The 17,129-nt window shown below is 48.4% G+C and carries 15 protein-coding genes, 1 tRNA gene and 3 pseudogenes; 10 read left to right on the top strand and 9 right to left on the bottom strand.

Annotated elements, in window-relative coordinates; translation table 11 throughout:
- Positions 1-696, bottom strand: a complete 696-nt coding sequence (gene rsuA / locus RFN81_RS07135; protein WP_264498416.1) for a 16S rRNA pseudouridine(516) synthase RsuA — start codon at positions 694-696, stop codon at positions 1-3.
- A 209-nt stretch (positions 697-905) separates the two neighbouring features.
- On the opposite strand from rsuA, the gene RFN81_RS07130 reads away from it, so the two are divergent.
- From RFN81_RS07130 to rplY, 3 genes are all read left to right on the top strand, one after another.
- On the top strand, positions 906-1,145 hold the full coding sequence (locus RFN81_RS07130) for a YecH family metal-binding protein (RefSeq protein ID WP_264498415.1): 240 nt from the start codon (positions 906-908) through the stop codon (positions 1,143-1,145).
- Positions 1,146-1,148: 3 nt separating this feature from the next.
- Positions 1,149-2,909, top strand: a complete 1,761-nt coding sequence (locus RFN81_RS07125; RefSeq protein ID WP_264498414.1) for a DEAD/DEAH box helicase — start codon at positions 1,149-1,151, stop codon at positions 2,907-2,909.
- A 135-nt stretch (positions 2,910-3,044) separates the two neighbouring features.
- Positions 3,045-3,329 (top strand): 50S ribosomal protein L25, encoded by a 285-nt coding sequence (rplY, locus tag RFN81_RS07120; RefSeq protein WP_264498413.1) that lies wholly within the window; start codon positions 3,045-3,047, stop codon positions 3,327-3,329.
- A gap of 146 nt (positions 3,330-3,475) precedes the next feature.
- Here rplY and yejK read toward each other — a convergent pair whose 3' ends face one another.
- Positions 3,476-4,486, bottom strand: a complete 1,011-nt coding sequence (gene yejK / locus RFN81_RS07115; protein WP_264498412.1) for a nucleoid-associated protein YejK — start codon at positions 4,484-4,486, stop codon at positions 3,476-3,478.
- 206 nt (positions 4,487-4,692) lie between these two features.
- Between yejK and RFN81_RS07110 the strand changes: the two genes are divergently transcribed.
- The 4 genes from RFN81_RS07110 to RFN81_RS07095 all read left to right on the top strand — a co-directional run bounded on the left by RFN81_RS07110 (position 4,693) and on the right by RFN81_RS07095 (position 8,263).
- Entirely contained in the window at positions 4,693-4,923 is a 231-nt protein-coding gene (locus tag RFN81_RS07110) for a YejL family protein (RefSeq protein ID WP_264498411.1), read from the top strand.
- Between the two features lie 14 nt (positions 4,924-4,937).
- Positions 4,938-6,686, top strand: a complete 1,749-nt coding sequence (gene yejM, locus RFN81_RS07105; protein WP_264498410.1) for an LPS biosynthesis-modulating metalloenzyme YejM — start codon at positions 4,938-4,940, stop codon at positions 6,684-6,686.
- Between the two features lie 78 nt (positions 6,687-6,764).
- Positions 6,765-6,841, top strand: a tRNA-Pro gene (locus RFN81_RS07100).
- 171 nt (positions 6,842-7,012) lie between these two features.
- Entirely contained in the window at positions 7,013-8,263 is a 1,251-nt protein-coding gene (locus tag RFN81_RS07095) for an integrase domain-containing protein (protein ID WP_264498409.1), read from the top strand.
- Positions 8,264-8,634: 371 nt separating this feature from the next.
- Here the strand turns inward: RFN81_RS07095 and RFN81_RS07090 are convergent.
- From RFN81_RS07090 to RFN81_RS07060, 7 genes and pseudogenes are all read right to left on the bottom strand, one after another.
- Positions 8,635-8,811: pseudogene (locus RFN81_RS07090) on the bottom strand (transposase domain-containing protein); the annotation flags it as partial.
- An 82-nt stretch (positions 8,812-8,893) separates the two neighbouring features.
- Positions 8,894-10,126 (bottom strand): group II intron reverse transcriptase/maturase, encoded by a 1,233-nt coding sequence (ltrA, locus tag RFN81_RS07085; RefSeq protein ID WP_264498408.1) that lies wholly within the window; start codon positions 10,124-10,126, stop codon positions 8,894-8,896.
- A gap of 511 nt (positions 10,127-10,637) precedes the next feature.
- A pseudogene (tnpC, locus tag RFN81_RS07080) lies at positions 10,638-11,990 on the bottom strand (IS66 family transposase); the annotation flags it as partial.
- 66 nt (positions 11,991-12,056) lie between these two features.
- On the bottom strand, positions 12,057-12,392 hold the full coding sequence (tnpB, locus tag RFN81_RS07075; protein ID WP_264498407.1) for an IS66 family insertion sequence element accessory protein TnpB: 336 nt from the start codon (positions 12,390-12,392) through the stop codon (positions 12,057-12,059).
- Positions 12,386-12,682: an IS66 family insertion sequence element accessory protein TnpA gene (gene tnpA, locus RFN81_RS07070; RefSeq protein ID WP_406626450.1), complete on the bottom strand. Its 297-nt coding sequence runs from the start codon at positions 12,680-12,682 to the stop codon at positions 12,386-12,388. Before tnpA ends, tnpB begins: the two co-directional genes overlap by 7 nt.
- Positions 12,683-13,206: 524 nt before the next feature.
- Positions 13,207-13,896: a hypothetical protein gene (locus RFN81_RS07065; RefSeq protein WP_264498405.1), complete on the bottom strand. Its 690-nt coding sequence runs from the start codon at positions 13,894-13,896 to the stop codon at positions 13,207-13,209.
- Between the two features lie 39 nt (positions 13,897-13,935).
- Positions 13,936-14,397, bottom strand: a complete 462-nt coding sequence (locus RFN81_RS07060; protein ID WP_264498404.1) for a hypothetical protein — start codon at positions 14,395-14,397, stop codon at positions 13,936-13,938.
- Between the two features lie 483 nt (positions 14,398-14,880).
- On the opposite strand from RFN81_RS07060, the gene RFN81_RS07055 reads away from it, so the two are divergent.
- The 3 genes and pseudogenes from RFN81_RS07055 to RFN81_RS07045 all read left to right on the top strand — a co-directional run bounded on the left by RFN81_RS07055 (position 14,881) and on the right by RFN81_RS07045 (position 16,853).
- Positions 14,881-15,150, top strand: coding sequence for a hypothetical protein (locus RFN81_RS07055; RefSeq protein WP_264498403.1), 270 nt, complete (start codon positions 14,881-14,883; stop codon positions 15,148-15,150).
- Positions 15,151-15,202: 52 nt separating this feature from the next.
- Positions 15,203-15,473, top strand: a pseudogene (locus RFN81_RS07050) (conjugal transfer protein TraD).
- 171 nt (positions 15,474-15,644) lie between these two features.
- Positions 15,645-16,853 (top strand): IS256 family transposase, encoded by a 1,209-nt coding sequence (locus RFN81_RS07045; RefSeq protein WP_264495962.1) that lies wholly within the window; start codon positions 15,645-15,647, stop codon positions 16,851-16,853.
- The last annotated feature ends 276 nt before the right edge of the window (positions 16,854-17,129 follow it).

The following is a 17,129-nucleotide window of genomic DNA, read 5'->3' as shown; positions in this document are numbered from 1 at the left end:
TTATTTTACGCTGGCAATCTCTTCATCACGTAACGCCCGGTATGCTCCCGGCTCCAGTTGACTATCCAGATAAATATCGCCTATGCGCTCACGGTGCAGCGCCACGACCCGATTCCCTACCGCGGCAAACATCCTTTTCACCTGATGATAGCGCCCTTCACCGATCGTCAGCCGGACCACATGTTCAGAAACCTGCTCAAGCGTTGCCGGTTTGGTAAGATCTTTCTCATTATGCAGTTGCACGCCCGCCGAAAACCGCGCGGCGGTATCCTCTGCCAGAGGTTGTTCTAGCGTCACCAGATACGTTTTTTCACATTCGTGTTTAGGCGAAGTAATTCGATGCGACCATTGCCCGTCGTCAGTGAGCAACACCAGCCCTGTGGTATCGATATCCAGACGCCCCGCCGCGTGCAGTTTATGCGCGACAGGGACATCCATAAAATACAAAATCGTGGGGTGGTCGGGATCGTCAGTTGAACAGACATAACCTTGCGGCTTATTCAGCATGAAATAGCGCGGCCCATTCAATTGCTCCAGCGGGTTGCCATCAAATTCAACCTGATGCTCAGGAGATAACTTAAATGCACCGCTCTTTACTACATCGCCATCCACCGTAACACGCTGCGCACGCAGTTCACGCGCCACCAGCGAACGGCTGATCCCCAAATGCTGGGAAAGAAATTTATCCAATCGCATTAACACTCATTACCTGTTTCAAAAACTACCTGTTTCAAATCATAGGATCGTAGTATACCGAGGCTTTATTGGCTCGTCCTGCAATTCCCATTGTATCGTTCGCCCTTTTTAATCGGCACTCGGCAGATTGGATGCATGCGGCAAACTACTCGCTCTCTAGGATATCGGCGGGCATAATAGGTGCTGATTTATCTTTTGGGGGTAATCACATGTCATCTATTCACGGTCATGAAGTACTGCAAATGATGCTCAGCTCAGGCGAGTCGTTTACCACTGAACAACTGATTAGCACGATAGAAGCCCGTTTCGGTCAAAATGCGCGTTTTCATACCTGCTCTGCCGACAATATGACGGCCACGACGTTAGTGCAGTTCCTTTCGGAACGTGGAAAATTTATCCCGCATGAGTCGGGCTTTACCACAAGTGCCAGTAAAATCTGCCGTCACTAGCGAATGGCATTCACGCTCCGCCCATACCAGCGTGAAGCGGTTTCCGCCACGCTCAATTATTTTCGTCACCATACTCAACCGGCTGTCATTGTTCTTCCGACCGGCGCCGGGAAAAGCCTGATCATCGCCGAATTGGCGCGGCTTGCTCGTGGCCGTGTACTCGTGCTGGCCCACGTCAAAGAGTTGGTTGCGCAAAACTACGAAAAATACTGCGCCTGGGGGCTGGAGGCGGATATCTTCGCCGCAGGATTACAGCAGCGAGAGAGTCAGGGGAAAGTGGTTTTCGGCAGTGTGCAGTCCGTTGCACGCAACCTCAGCCAGTTCGATCGTGCCTTTTCACTGCTGATCATTGATGAATGTCATCGTATTAGCGACGATGAAAACAGCCAGTATCAACACATCATCCACCACCTGCAAAAAACCAACCCTCGGTTGCGACTGCTCGGTCTCACTGCGACGCCCTATCGGCTGGGGAAAGGTTGGATATATCAGTACCACTATCACGGTATGGTACGCGGCGATGAGCATTGTCTATTCCGCGATTGTATCTATGAATTGCCGCTGCGTTATATGATCAAACAGGGTTTTCTGGTATCGCCCAATCGGCTTGATATGCCCGTGGTACAGTATGATTTCAGCACACTTGCCGCTCGCAGCAATGGGCTTTTCAGCGAGGCGGACCTGAATCACGAACTCAAACGTCAACAGCGTATTACGCCGCAGATTATCAGCCAAATTGTCGACTATGCGCAAACCCGGCGCGGCGTAATGATTTTTGCCGCAACCGTCGAACATGCTAAGGAAATTACCGCCCTGCTCCCTGTCGGCCAGGCGGCGCTAGTCAGTGCCGATACTCCTGTAATTGAACGCGATGCGCTGATTAACGCCTTCAAACAGCAGTCGCTGCGGTATCTGGTCAACGTCGCCGTGCTAACCACCGGCTTTGATGCCCCCCATGTCGATCTCATCGCCATTCTTCGCCCAACCGAGTCCGTCAGTCTGTATCAGCAAATTGTTGGGCGCGGTCTTCGCTTGTATCCAGAAAAAACAGACTGCCTGATACTGGATTACGCAGGCAACCCGCACGATCTCTATACGCCCGAAGTCGGCAATAGCAAGCCACACGGCGATAGCCAGCCGGTACAAGTTTTTTGTCCTCAATGCGGGTTTGCCAACCTATTTTGGGGCAAAACCGCGTCAAACGGCGAAATCCTAGAACATTATGGACGCCGCTGCCAAGGGTGGGAAATGACGGAAAACGGGCAGCGTCTACAGTGTGACTTCCGGTTTCGTTTCAAAGTCTGCCCACACTGCGGCGCAGAAAATGATATCGCAGCCCGACGCTGTCACCAGTGCGAGGAAGTCTTGGTCGATCCTGATGACATGCTAAAAGCCGCGCTGAAGCTGAAAGATGCGTTGGTTTTACGCTGTAGCGGCATGGCGTTTGAACAAGGGCGGGATGCGAAGGGCGAATGGCTAACCATCACCTATCACGACGAGGACGGCGCAGAGGTCAGTGAGCGTTTTCGCCTACACACATCCGCCCAGCGCCACGTTTTTCTGCAACAGTTTCTCCGCGTGCACCAACGGGCACCGGGAATACCGCTGACCTGGCAGCAGGCCACTGATATTATCGCGCAGCAGGCTTTATTACGTGCCCCCGACTTTGTGGTAGCCCGCAAAAAAGGCAAATTTTGGCAGATACGTGAGAAACTGTTTGATTATCAGGGTCGCTTTCGCCGCGCGAATGAACTCCGCGGCTAAGTCATTCTGAGATTCATTTGCCCGCGAGACGATATTCCGCTAGAATCCAGCCCGCTTTTGTTCGTAAAAGCTGAATAACCCCGCCTGCTGCTGGGTCGCCTGTAGCAGGGTTACTTTTTAAAAGTAGAGAATAAAATGATTACTATCAAAGCAGAAGTACGTAAGGATCAGGGTAAGGGTGCGAGCCGCCGCCTGCGTTCCGCTGGTAAATTCCCAGCCATCGTTTATGGCGGTTCAGAAGCGCCACTTTCTATCGAGTTGGATCACGACACAGTTAAAAACCAGGAAATCAAAGAAGGCTTCTATGGTGAAACGGTGATCCTGTCTATCGATGGTAAAGAAGTTCACGTCAAAGTTCAGGCCGTACAACGCCACGTTTTCAAGCCTAAGCTGACCCACATCGACTTCATTCGCGTTTAGTTTGCGCTGAAGTTGTTATTTCCAGGACGCTGGAAAGAAAAAACGCCGCTTATGTGGCGTTTTTTTGGGCTTAATAATACACTGTCACCTATAAACGGCCTCACCGTAAGTAATGTGACCGTTTAGCCTGTGAAAATTGCCCTTTTCTACGGTTTAGTCACGTTCATCCGACGCTGCAACTGATCGCGTAGGTTCGGCGGCGTGCCTTTTATTGTCAACGTATCCGTCGCCGGATCCCAGAAAATCCGCTCGCCAAGTAATAACGCATCAAAGTTCAGGCTAATTCCACCGCCGCTGCCAGAATATTTAGTCAACTGGCGCAACGTCCCACGGTCGGCAGGGAAGCGTTCTTCCAATTCATAGCCCTGTTCGGCTGAAAACTGCTGAAAGGTTTTCTCACCCAATGGTGGTAGTTCCTGTGACAATGACGCTAGCTCAATTTCCTCACCAGATTGCAACTGCTCATGACAGTAGCTATATACCTGTTGACGATAATTCTGACGTTCATTTTTATCTAATTGCGCCTCGTCACAATATTCGTCGACTGCTTTCAGCAAGCCACGATTTTGAGCTTTGGTGTCCAGGCCTTCAGAGGCAGCCAGAAAATCCATGAAAAAATCAGATACTTTTCTCCCTACCCGCCCTTTCAGAAACGTCAGATAGCGCAACGAATCGGGATTCGTTTCCCATTCTGTCAAATCAATACGCGCAACAATGTCGGCATGATTAATATCTAAATAATGTGTGGTACTAATATCTAACTGTTCGTTTACCCGCATACTGTTGCAACTATTGAGCACCGAGATTAATAAATAGTCGACAGCCAGATAACGGTATTGGCAAAACAAAACAATGCCGCCTTCCGCGAACGGATATTTCGCCAGTTCGTCGCGCAGACGTCCGGTAGCCGCACGAGAGAAACTTAGGAAATCTTCATCCCCTCTACGACAGGCTCTCAGCGCATCCGCCAGTTCACTTTGTTCGTTAAACACCCCGTAGGCTTTATTCTTAGCGCTATAAACACGGTGCAATTCTGCCATCATTTCTTCAACTGCCGCATTGGTCGATAGCAGCGAATCGCGCAACACCATTTCCAGCGTTTGTTCGTCACGTTTAATCAATTGATGCAAGGCAATCTGGGCGATATCCAGACTCATGGTAAACTCTCCTTTTAGCTAGGCGCGTATTCAAACACTGATACGTACAGCCCGCAATCATAAAACCCACCACACCTGATATCCGCTCATTGATGTAGTGATAACGGTATAGGAAGTAATAAAAGGTATATAGTTATAAAAGTGCAGAAAAGCATAAGCCTATACGGTAAGATAATCGACTTTACCAGCTTGAGATACGCCGTTTTATGCCACAATCATCCCGTTATAGTGACGAACATGTTGAACAACTGCTTTCTGAGATGGTCAACGTTCTGGAAAAGCATCATGCGCCTACCGACCTTGCTTTGATGGTGCTCGGTAATATGGTGACGAATCTGATTAATACCAGTATCGCGCCTGCGCAACGCCAGATTCTGGCGCACTCTTTCGCTGAGGCTCTGCAGGCTTCGATTAAAAAAACCGATAAAGCTCACTAAGTTTTGACCAACGTATGGTAACCAACCGTCAGCGCTACCGCGAAAAAGTCTCCCAAATGATCAGTTGGGGCCACTGGTTCGCTTTATTCAACATTTTGCTCACATTAGGGCTGGGTAGCCGCTATTTGTTTGTTGCCGACTGGCCTTCCTCTTTGTTCGGTCGACTTTACGCACTGGTGAGTTGGTTAGGTCATTTTAGCTTTATCGTCTTTGCCGCCTATCTCCTAATCATTTTCCCGCTGACGTTCATTGTACTGTCCCAGCGCTTGCTACGCTTCATATCCGCTACGCTGGCAACGGCGGGACTAACGTTACTGATAGTCGATGCGGAAGTATTTACGCGTTTTCACCTGCACCTTAACAGCACCGTTTGGGAACTCGTTGTCAACCCTGAGCAGGGTGAGATAGCCCGCGACTGGCAGTGGATGTTTATCGGCATTCCATTGATTTTTATGGTGGAAATGTTGTTCGGCACGTGGTGTTGGCAAAAATTACGCAGTCTGAACCGTCGACATATTGGTAAACCACTGGCAGGCGTTTTTATTTCAGCGTTCTTCGCGTCTCACCTCATGTATATCTGGGCTGATGCCAATTTCTATCGGCCGATTACCATGCAACGCGCTAATCTTCCTTTATCTTATCCGATGACAGCTCGGCGATTTCTGGAAAAACATGGCCTACTGGATGCACAGGAATATCAGCGTCGGCTAACGCAACAGGGTAACCCGGAAGCCATAACGGTTGAGTATCCACTTAGTAACATCACCTTCCGCGATAACGGCAGCGGCTACAATCTGTTAATGGTGATGATCGATGAAACGCCACCAAATGCCATACAAAATCGTATGCCTAATTTGTCGCGCTTCGCCGCAGAAAATGTGCTTTTCAGCGATCATTATGATTCAGGTTCACAGCCGAACGCCGCGCTATTTAACCTATTTTATGGCCTCTCGACGACCTACATGGACGGTATTCTGAGTTCACGCAAGCCATCGGCATTAATCACCGCATTAAGCCAACAAGGCTATCAGTTTGGGCTATTTTCGGCGAACGGCTTCAACAGCCCTCTTTATCGTCAGGCGCTGCTCGCTGACTTCTCCTTACCTCCCGCAAAACAGCAAAACGGCGACATCATCGTCACTCAGTGGCAGGAATGGCTTAATCGGGATACTCGCCCCTCCCCATGGTTTTCTTATGTTGAACTGAGTGGCACGACAAAAACCGCGAATAGCACAGACTCGAAACCGAACGCATACATTAACTATGAGGATGTTGACCGTCAGATAGGTCAAATCATTCATACTTTGCAGGAAAAAGAGCTATTGGAGAAAACGGTAGTTATCGTGACGACGACGCATAACCAGAATACTAATGTCAACCATGAGTCACGCTTCGCCCGTGCTCAGTGGAAAACACCGCTGATTGTTCACTGGCCGAACACCCCTGCGCAGACTATAACCAAAATGACGGACAACAAAGACGTCATGACCACATTAATGTTGCGTCTGCTCCATGTGAAAAACAACCCAGATGATTACTCACAAGGCGAAGATCTGTTTTCTGGACAACGACGCTATCCATGGTTAATTAACGGTGACGATGGCTCGTTGCAAATTACTACGCATGATCAACTCATCGTGTTAGAAAGTAATGGCAACTACCGGGCTTATGACACACAGGGAAATCAACTGCATAATGAAAAACCGCAGTTAACCCTGCTTTTACAGGTACTCACGAACGAAAGACGCTTTATTGCCAACTAACTGCCTAAATCTAAAGCAGTCATTTCATCCGGCTATTGCAATAAGGTCAGGAAACGGTAGTATAAGCGCCCATAGCATCGGCACGTAGCGCAGCCTGGTAGCGCACCGTCATGGGGTGTCGGGGGTCGGAGGTTCAAATCCTCTCGTGCCGACCAAATACATATTCGGTTAGTCTCGTTTACTACCGGAAACCCCACAGAAACCCGCATTCTCACTGAGTTTGCGGGTTTTTTGTTGCCTGTTATCTATCGGCATCCCCCGTTTACAGCCGGAAAGTTTGGGACTACATTTGGGACTATATCAGCGTAGTCCCAAAGGTAACGATCATGGCAATTCAGGCAAAGCCCCTCACGAACACGGAAGTCAAAGCCGCTAAAGCAATAGACAAAGAATTGTCGCTGCATGACGGTGGCGGGCTGTTACTGTTCGTCAAACCTTCCGGCACAAAGACATGGCGTTTTCGCTATTACCACCCACAAACTAAAAAACGCACTACGCTGACGTTTGGCAGCTATCCGGCAATTTCTTTAGCTGATGCAAGGCAAATGCGAGAAGCAGCCAAAGCACTCTTAGAAAAAAGTATCGATCCACAATTCCATCAGCAACAGCAGCGCGAACAAGAACAAGCCACCAACCTGAACACGTTCGCCAAAGTCTCCGCTGACTGGTACGAAGTGAAAAAATCCCAACCGCTGGCCGAGAACACCATTAAAGATATTTGGCGTTCGCTAGAAAAATACGTGTTCCCGTTCATCGGAACCTTACCGATCACCCAGCTTACTGCTCGTCACTTCATCACCGCGCTGGAACCAATACAGGCCAGCGGCAAGCTGGAAACCGTCAAGCGGTTAATCCAGCGAATTAATGAGGTAATGGATTATGCGGTTAACTCCGGGCTGATTCCTGCAAACCCCGCCGCCAAGATCCGCAAAGCGTTTCAAACACCGGTTAAAACTCATATGCCGACCATTAGGCCAGAAGCATTACCTGGCTTGATGAAAACGCTATCGGTCGCCAGCATTGAGTTACAGACCCGCTTATTGATTGAATGGCAGCTACTGACCGTTACCCGCCCTGCCGAAGCCGCTGAAACCCGCTGGAGTGAAATAAATCTTGCGGATAACACCTGGACGATCCCCGCTGGCCGTATGAAGATGCGCCGTGATCACATTATTCCCCTGCCCCCGCAGGCATTAGCCATTCTGGACGCCATGAAGCCCATCAGCGGACACCGAGAATACCTGTTTCCATCCAGTAAAGATCCGAAGCAGCCGATGAACAGCCAAACCGCTAACGCCGCATTGCGCCGTATGGGTTACAAAGGTGTACTGGTATCCCACGGCCTACGCGCCATTTTCAGTACCGCCGCCAATGAAGAAGGCTTTCCGCCAGATGTGATCGAAGCCGCCCTCGCCCACGTTGACACCAACGAAGTGCGCCGTGCCTATAACCGCTCCACCTATCTGGAACAGCGCAAGGTGTTGATGTGCTGGTGGGGGGAATTTGTGGAAACAGCCGCAACAGGAAAAGTGATGGCATCGGAAGGAGCAAGAGGCTTACGCATCGCGAATGGCTGATGCTGTATTTATATATGGGGCAATAAACTGAACCAGAAAAAACGCGTGGAATATGTAGTGCATATAGTCGGTGCTGTTCTCAGTGAGAACACGCCGAATAAGAGTGAATTCTTTCATCAACTGGTTCTAAGGCAACGTGCAGTTATCAGAATCATTATTTCAAAAATTTACTTAGCTTTCCTAATTTTAAACCTAAATTATCATACACCTCCCTCTATAACCGTTTAACTATCTGCACTGACCGGTCAACGCCGGTTTCATTGGAGATAAGCACGTATGAATCTGTTAGACAGAAAAATCCTGTTAAAGAAAGGTAAGCGAACGGCGAACTCGCGTTGTGTGATTAAAATAATGTAATAAGCTTACGGGGATTAACTGAAGCGGTTTTCGGCGTAAGGTAATAACTCATTGAGTCTGTTGTTGGGCCAGCTCGGTAAGCGGGTCAACACATCCCGCAACCAGATATACGGGTCGTGGCCGTTGAGTTTCGCGGTTTCCAGCAGACTCAGGATAGACGCCATCCTTTGCCCGGCACGCAACGACCCGGCAAGTCGAGTCAGCCCAGGGGAGTTTCACCCCTAGGCTGCTCACAGAACCGTACGTGACAGTCTCCCGTCATACGGCTCTTGATCACACATTCGATGCACGTAGTAGATACCAATGTGCGAATAACTTCGGCTTCTCTTTCTTGGCTAGACGTAGCCGATGCTCCGCTTGCCGCGTTGAGATTCGATACTTGGCCTTCATCCACTTGATCAGTCGGGATTGCAGCGCACTCCACAGCCGGTAACTGAAGTTTCGGTACCAGAACTTTCCGTAGTATTCGATCCATCCTCGAACCACAGCATCATGTCGCTTGGCATGTTCTTCCAAGCTGTCCACTGTGGATCGGTGGATGCGCCAGTCCTTGATCGTCTTCACTATCCTGAGCATTGCTTTCATCGACGCACCAGGCATGCATTTTCGGAACAGTTCCCCCTTGAAATTTTTCAGGGTCCGCACCTTGAAGTCATAACCAAGGAAAGTGAAGCTTGTAGCGACGTTGTATCGCTCGAACGTGTCGATATAGACCACCTTCGACTTTTCCTCATTGATGGTCAGTCCCACTTCAGCCATTCGCTGCGTCAGGCTTTGCCTGATCCGAACGGCTTCGCTCATACTCGAGCAGTGGATGACGATATCGTCGGCATACCGTTCGAACGGTATGCCGCAATGTGTCCTGTCCATCCATTTGTCGAAGGCGTAGTGCAGAAACAAGTTGGCTAGCAGCGGGGAAATAACGCCTCCTTGAGGCGTTCCTCGATCTCGCTCCTGTCTCTGCCCTACCTCATCCAGCATTGGCGCTTGAAGCCATCGCCGACAATATAAGATCACCCATTTTGGCATCTGGTGGTGTTCCAGCGCCTTGATGATCAAATCATGGCCGACATGGTCGAAGAACGCACTAATGTCCACTTCCAGTACCCACGACCTGTGGTGACACCGTCGTGTGCACTGGCGCAGGGCATCATGTGCCGATCTCCCTGGCCTGTACCCGTATGAGTCAGCATGGAAGATCGGATCAATCTCGGCCTCCATATAACGCTTCACCGCACCTTGGGCCACCCGATCGGCGACCGTCGGAATGCCTAGGACACGCTCCTTGCCGTTGTCCTTCGGGATGCGCTTCTCACGAACCGGCGGCGGAAAGTACGACCCCGAACATAGCCGGTTCCAGATCCGATAGAGGTTCCGATTTCGCTGTCGATCAAAGTCAGCAAGGGTCTGGCCATCACAGCCAGGCGCTCCGCGGTTGCGGCGTACATCATGATACGCCTGCCATACCAGCGATTTTGGTATCTCGAATGCTTTTCGTTGTGACAAAACTTCATCCTCGTTCGAGTTGTGCCTCGCACAACGAAAGTGATCCCCGCCCCTTCGCTCCAGACCCATTACAGACCCTTCAACGCTACTACGGGCGAGTCCGCCCCTATTCCCCGATAACGTGCCGGAAATAGGTTCTCACGTTCCCCAAAACGGCCTGATCCAGGCTCTTGCTGCCTTAACGACGGGTGCCGCACAGTCGGTAGTCAGGTTTCCTCTGTGCTGCTTGGGGTTCGGCTATACAAACCCGTTTTGACACCGACCAAGATTTCGTCGCTTCGTCGGTCAGTTCACTTGCGTTCAACTGCCTGAATCATACGTGACAGTAGAGTCTCTGCCTTTTCCCGAATCGCTCACCACCGACACGCTGAACATGTCCGCAGCTTCGGGTCGTTTGATCAGTGCGCCTGCACGCCCTGATCGGAGGGCCAACCTCCATCCGTCTTGGAACATGGAGTGTTCATGCCGCCAATCTCATATTGTCGTCATGACATCTCCTTCGTGACACACAAAGCCAGTTCTTGCGGCCTACGGCCACCGGGCGGAGGCTGTTTTCAGTGCGGTTATTGTCGATAGGCACCCGACCATCATCCAGGTAGCGCAGCAACGCCGGCCAGCGCTTCAGGGTGTAATCCAGCGCCTTACGCAGCCCGGAGTTCGGGGCCGTTTGCGTTTGTTGCAACAACAACCACGAGTGGAAGACCGCCAGTCGGGGTTTCGCATAGCGCTGTCGCCACTGGCGCCTTTTATCTGCGGACCGGTGTTTGATTTTGCGCTCAAGGTTGTACAGCTCGCGGATGGTGTCCAGAGCCAGCCTGGCGACCGGGCTTTTGTTGGCGGTGAACAGCGCGAAGAACTTGCGCCGGGCATGTGCCCGGCAGCCGGCCTCAAGGGCCTGACCACTGTCAAACAACGCCTGGTAACCCGCATATCCATCCACTACCAGCGTGCCGCGCCAGCCCTCAAGCACATCACGGGCATAGTGGCCACTGCGCCCCGGCTGGCAGTCATAAAGCACTATCGCCCGGTCAGCCCCCCGGGCGGTGATATAAGCCCACAGGTAACCGCGCCGGGTTTTGCCCTTGCCGGGGTCGAGGATAGACAGCGGGGTTTCATCGGCCTGCAGAACCGGGTGTTGCAACAGGTCGTGATGGAGCGCGTCGGCCAGCGGTTTGAGCGCGGTGCCAACCGCGCCGAACCAGCCCGCCAGGGTACTGCGAGGCAGGTCGACACCGCTGCGTTGATATATCGCCTGCTGACGGTAGAGCGGCAGGTGGTCAAGGCTCTTGGCACATACCACCTGCGCCAGTAGCCCCGGGCCGGGCAGACCTTTTTCAATCAGTTGTGCCGGTAACGGTTCGCTGACCACGGTCTCGCAGTGTTCACAACTGAACTGCGGGCGAACATGACGATGCACGATAAAGCGGGCCGGCACATATTCCAGCCGTTCGCTGATTTCATCACGGATGAAGCGCAGGGGATGACCACAGTCCGGGCAGCTATCGGACGCCGGGGCCAGACGGACCACTTCCCGGGGCAGTTCAGGCGGCAGGGTCTGGCGTTTGGCGACCTGCTGTTTTGGGGCGTTCGGCGCGGGTAACAGTGCAACCAGTTGCTGTTCGATATCGGCGACATCGGCTTCGATATCTTCATCGAACAGTCCGCGCTGTTCCCCCTGGAAGGCTTCGCTTTTTCGGCCAAAACGCCAGTGACGGGCATTTTTCAGCGCCTCTTCCAGTTGCTGGATATAGCCAGCCTGGGTCTGGTTTCGCTGCGTCTGCCGCTCAAGGTCCGCGAGTAATTTCAACGCCAGAGCGCGCAGTTCATCGGGGTTTTGTGAGGTCAGCAGCGAATCGATATCCATGCAGGGATTTTATCAAAAAAGAGATTTATTGTCATTTAAAATCAATGTATTAATTCACATTCATTTTTATTTCCATTGCGTTAAATCCAGGCCGTCTACCCGTTTCCAGTCGATGCCTTTTATCAGCCAGTCGAACTGTTCGGGCAACAACATCCAGGCGACATCCCCCTGTTTCGGCCAGATAAAATGGCCCTGATGAAGACGGCGAAGACACAGCCAGACACCGTGTTTGTCCCAGCGAAGGACTTTGATATGCGAGCGCGCCTTGTTGCAGAAGACAAAAGCGGCTTCCCCTTGCCAGGGTTGGTGCAGGTGGTCGGTAATGTATTGGGTCAGGGTATCGATACCCCGGCGCATATCGACCGGCTCGCGCGCTAGCCAGATGTGTTGCGGCGTTAACACAGGGACAAGGCCTGCATCACGGCCCGTAACTGGGCGGGAAGACAACTGACCGAACTGCCGTTGGGGAGGTTGAGCGTCACCGTGTCGGCGTTGTAATTTCCCGGCATAACCCGGTGCGCAGGAATAAATGCGGCGGGGACGGCGGCGTCATCGTGATGCTGTTTTAGCCAGTAATAAAAGGTGGCCGTGTTCAAATCGTGCTGCTGGCAATATTGCTGTTTAGTTAATCCACTCTGTTGCCAGGCGTCGAGATGCTGTTGCCGTTCACGGTGAGAATAGCGTTTTGCTATATTTTACCTCAGGTTCGTTGTATTGAATGAGGGCAGCATGTGGCAACAGAGTTTTGTTAACAATATGAGTTCACCGGACGCTTACGATGGGTTTTAGATGGTGTCCGAAGGACAAAAAGAATGTTAATTTATCCCGCCGTAAGGCGGGGGATCTCTAAAACACGAAAAATAATCGTGTTATTAGACGGTTTTCCCTGTTGCGCAATTCACAGGTTAACTATGGAAATCAGAATTAAATTTTAACAGGTGAAATGAAAAGCACTAATAAACAAAAATAAGTAACGCGAAGAGGTCGGATTTTAAGGATAGATTGATTTTACATACTATGTTTTTAAATTTAATTTTCAAGATGTTTTATGATTATTTATCCCATGTGATGGGCTATTTTGTGTGAATGAGCGCTAGAAAATATATGATTTAATTAAAATGTGCTCTTGAACTGTCAAGAGCACTTGTAACTCTCAGTCTTTCAAGTTGATATATCAGATCTTTTCTTGACTAATACACCTAAGGTCACTTTTTATTTAACTAAGGTGCAATAATCGCTTGCCGTTATAGTTATCGTTAACATGAGATTTAAGCTGATCCGGAGTTTTTTGTCGCAGTCTGTCATAGATTTTATGTAAATCATCGAGACTTTTAATAATTTCTTCAGCAGAATCTCCAGCAGATTTCAAGACATCTTTATAGAGTGCAGCAAAAGTCTGAAAATCAACTTTAGTCACATCTACAACAGAAATAGTATAATAATATGCAGAGACTGATTCTGTGTGAGTTAATAGTGATTGCGTCTTGACATTGCGCTTCCAAGCTAGAAAGTCGAATCGTAATAGAGAAATTCCGTCTGTGTAGCAAAGGTATTTTTCTCTATAGACTTCCTCTCCTTCCGAGCTGCCAAGAAATGAACTAACCAACAATTTAATTATATTTCCTATGCCAGTTGCGATGCTCTGTTCATCAATAAACATCCCTGCGGCTTCATCAACAACTTTGTTGATGTTATCGGCTTCTTTTTTTAAATAGGAGCGAGTTTGTCCATCTCTGTTGATGATTGCTGTGATCGGTAGTGTTTTACTTTGCTCTGCATTTTTAAGCTCATCAGTAATAGTTAATTTGTATAGGGTAAGTTGTTTGTTGGCCAATTCAGAAAGAAAACTTAATGCTTCTTTAGTTTCATCAGATAATTGACCAGATTTATCTATCTCTTTTGCCATAATAAGTATCCTTTTATGAATAGGATTGGTTAGAATAAATCACTGAATATCCGCGTGATAGATATATACATATACACTTTCTGCTCGTTGGAAAATGTTCCAACCTCTGCGCTTGATCAGAGCCTCTATTTTTCCTGAGATCGCTTTGGGGACGATAAGGTAAACTGAACCCGTTGCATCACTTGGCTTACCGTAAATTTTCATGACGTCAGTCGAGACACCGTCCAGAAAACGCATTTCATCACCGTCTCTGAAAATACCATAGGCTTTTACTTCAACCCATTGTGCCGGGCTGGTCATGGTAGCGTCGCAAACTAGATCACAGTAGGTTAAAGAGTCAGGATATCTCACCTCGCGTGCCACTGGCTCACCTTTAACAATATTCATGTAGTACCATAGTTCAGCCTGTACCCAGCCTTCAAATCCTCCTTTGCTGAGGCTTAATGCCGCAGCTTTCTCATCCTGAGCTTCGAGTACATAGATGATATCATTAACGTCCATCAGAATTTCCTCTCAAGTTAAAAAGCTAAAAACATTTCATAATATCTTATTTTAATAGTGTTCAATAAGTAATAGACAACGATCTGGTTTATTTCAAATAATTTTAATGTTCTTCTCAGGCTAATGATTTCAAACTATGTTTATTTCTAATGATAATTATTTTTTTCATTGCTTTTTTATTTTAAATGTTATTGATCGATCATAAAGTAGCGATTAAGTTAAATTATGGAAATAAAAATAACACCTAAATTATCCAACTAAACCGCTATGAACGAAATGAAACAAGAAACAAGAAAATAACATGAGACTTGGTGAGTTAGATGAGACAGCATTAATTCTACTGACAATAAATGCTGTGATGTGGGGAATAAATATTGGGTTGTTGAGTATGTGGGTTATCAGATAAGAATATAATTCTCTATCCTGTTGATAATTATTCAAAATATGTTAATTGAATTGCACTGAATATTACAAGGAGAGGATATGCATAAAAACCATGATGAAGCCATTGATTGGGTAGCCAGACGATTAATTGAAGACGGTATTTATACTGATGTTGAACAGGCCTATGCTAAGGCAGCAGAAACTATTTATCGAAAAAGAGAAGAGATAAGAGTAAAACAAGAAAAGGATTATTTCCGTTTTCGTATTAAGTCCGTAAAGAAAAGAATAGCATCAGGATACGAATACGCAAATATTCCCTACAAACCTAAAAAGCCGATAGTTAAAAACAGCCATTCAGATTCATTTTAGGCTTGGGATGCCGATGAAAAATAAAACCATAAAAATATAAAGGAGAGAAATAATGACAACAAAAACAATCAAACAACAAATTGCTTCAGCACAAGAGCGTCTATACTTCTTGGAAGCTAAAAAGAAACAGCAGACAAAAAGAGAAAACACCCGCCAGAAAATTATTTTCGGTGCAGAGGTTGCCAAATATTGGTTATGTAGATAAGGAATTGGTCTTTGGGATTCTGCTTGATATCCCAAATCTTCATGAAAGCGATATTGAAAGGTATAAAGCACAAGGCCAAACTTATATCGAAAATGTTATAAATAAATCCAAACAGTAAACTTTCCTTTTTCACGTCCGAACGGTGAGCCGACCTAAAACTTGTTTTTAGGTCGGTGAACTGTTGAGCAAGCCTCAGAGGGCGCGGTAGCTAATTTATTGAGACTGTAATTTAGATTGTGTATCTGCCTGTTTTTGATATGTTCACTCCAACAACAGAGACAGGCTAATTATGGACGAAAAGAAACTCAAAGCACTCGCTGCTGAACTGGCTAAAGGCCTTAAAACCGAAGCTGACCTGAATGCGTTTTCTCGTATGCTGACAAAGCTTACCGTCGAAACAGCACTCAATGCTGAGTTAACCGAGCACCTCGGGCACGAGAAAAATGCCCCAAAATCAGGCTCGAATACCCGCAACGGCTATTCATCTAAAACCCTGCTGTGCGATGACGGCGAGCTTGAAATCAACACGCCACGTGACCGTGAAAGCACCTTTGAACCGCAGTTAATAAAGAAAAATCAGACTCGCATCACGCAGATGGACAGCCAGATTTTATCCCTCTATGCCAAGGGCATGACCACGCGGGAAATTGTCGCCACGTTCAAAGAAATGTACGATGCCGATGTCTCTCCCACGCTGATATCTAAAGTGACCGACGCCGTTAAAGAGCAGGTTACTGCATGGCAAAACCGTCCGTTAGACTCACTGTATCCCATTGTTTATCTTGACTGTATTGTGGTGAAAGTTCGTGATGGCGGCAGTGTCATCAATAAAGCGGTGTTCCTTGCGCTGGGCATCAACACCGACGGTCAGAAAGAACTGCTGGGCATGTGGCTGGCGGAAAATGAAGGGGCGAAGTTCTGGTTGAACGTGCTGACAGAGCTTAAGAACCGGGGGCTTAAGGACATTCTCATTGCCTGCGTGGACGGTCTGAAGGGCTTCCCGGAGGCCATCAACAGCGTCTATCCGCAGACCCATATTCAGTTATGCATTATCCATATGGTACGCAATAGTCTGAAATACGTCTCATGGAAGGATTACAAAGCAGTCACCAGCGGGTTGAAAGCCGTGTATCAGGCACCGACAGAGGAAGCGGCGCTGATGGCGCTGGACAAATTCTCCGGCATCTGGGATGAGAAATACCCGCAAATCAGTAAGAGTTGGCGCACGCACTGGGAAAATCTCAATACATTCTTTGGCTACCCGCCCGATATCCGTAAGGCCATCTACACGACGAATGCCATCGAATCGTTGAACAGCGTCATCCGTCAGGCGATAAAGAAACGCAAAGTGTTCCCAACGGACGATTCGGTGCGGAAAGTGATTTATCTGGCGATCGAGTCGGCCTCGAAAAAATGGAGCATGCCGATACAGAACTGGCGGCTGGCGATGAGCCGTTTTATTATCGAGTTCGGTGACCGCCTGAGCGATCACCTTTAATACGGTGGCAGTTACACAGAATTATTTACAGGGTCAATTTATTCTCAACATTATCTCAGGAAGAGATTTGCAGTATATTCACTATTAATAAAAACATCACATTCATGAACTGGTGCTGAAAAAGTATGAATTTCTCTTTTGCAACGTGCCATAACTTTTTTACCATTGTAGGTCACTGTATAGACATTGGTGAAACTATTGCTGTAAGCGTCCGGCGAACTCATATTGTTAACAAAACTCTGTTGCCACATGCTGCCCTCATTCAATACAACGAAC

It is taken from the genome of Pectobacterium cacticida, assembly GCF_036885195.1.
GTDB classification, from domain to species: domain Bacteria; phylum Pseudomonadota; class Gammaproteobacteria; order Enterobacterales; family Enterobacteriaceae; genus Pectobacterium; species Pectobacterium cacticida.
Note: the sequence above shows the minus strand (reverse complement) of the source record. Positions and strands in the feature narration are given on the sequence as shown.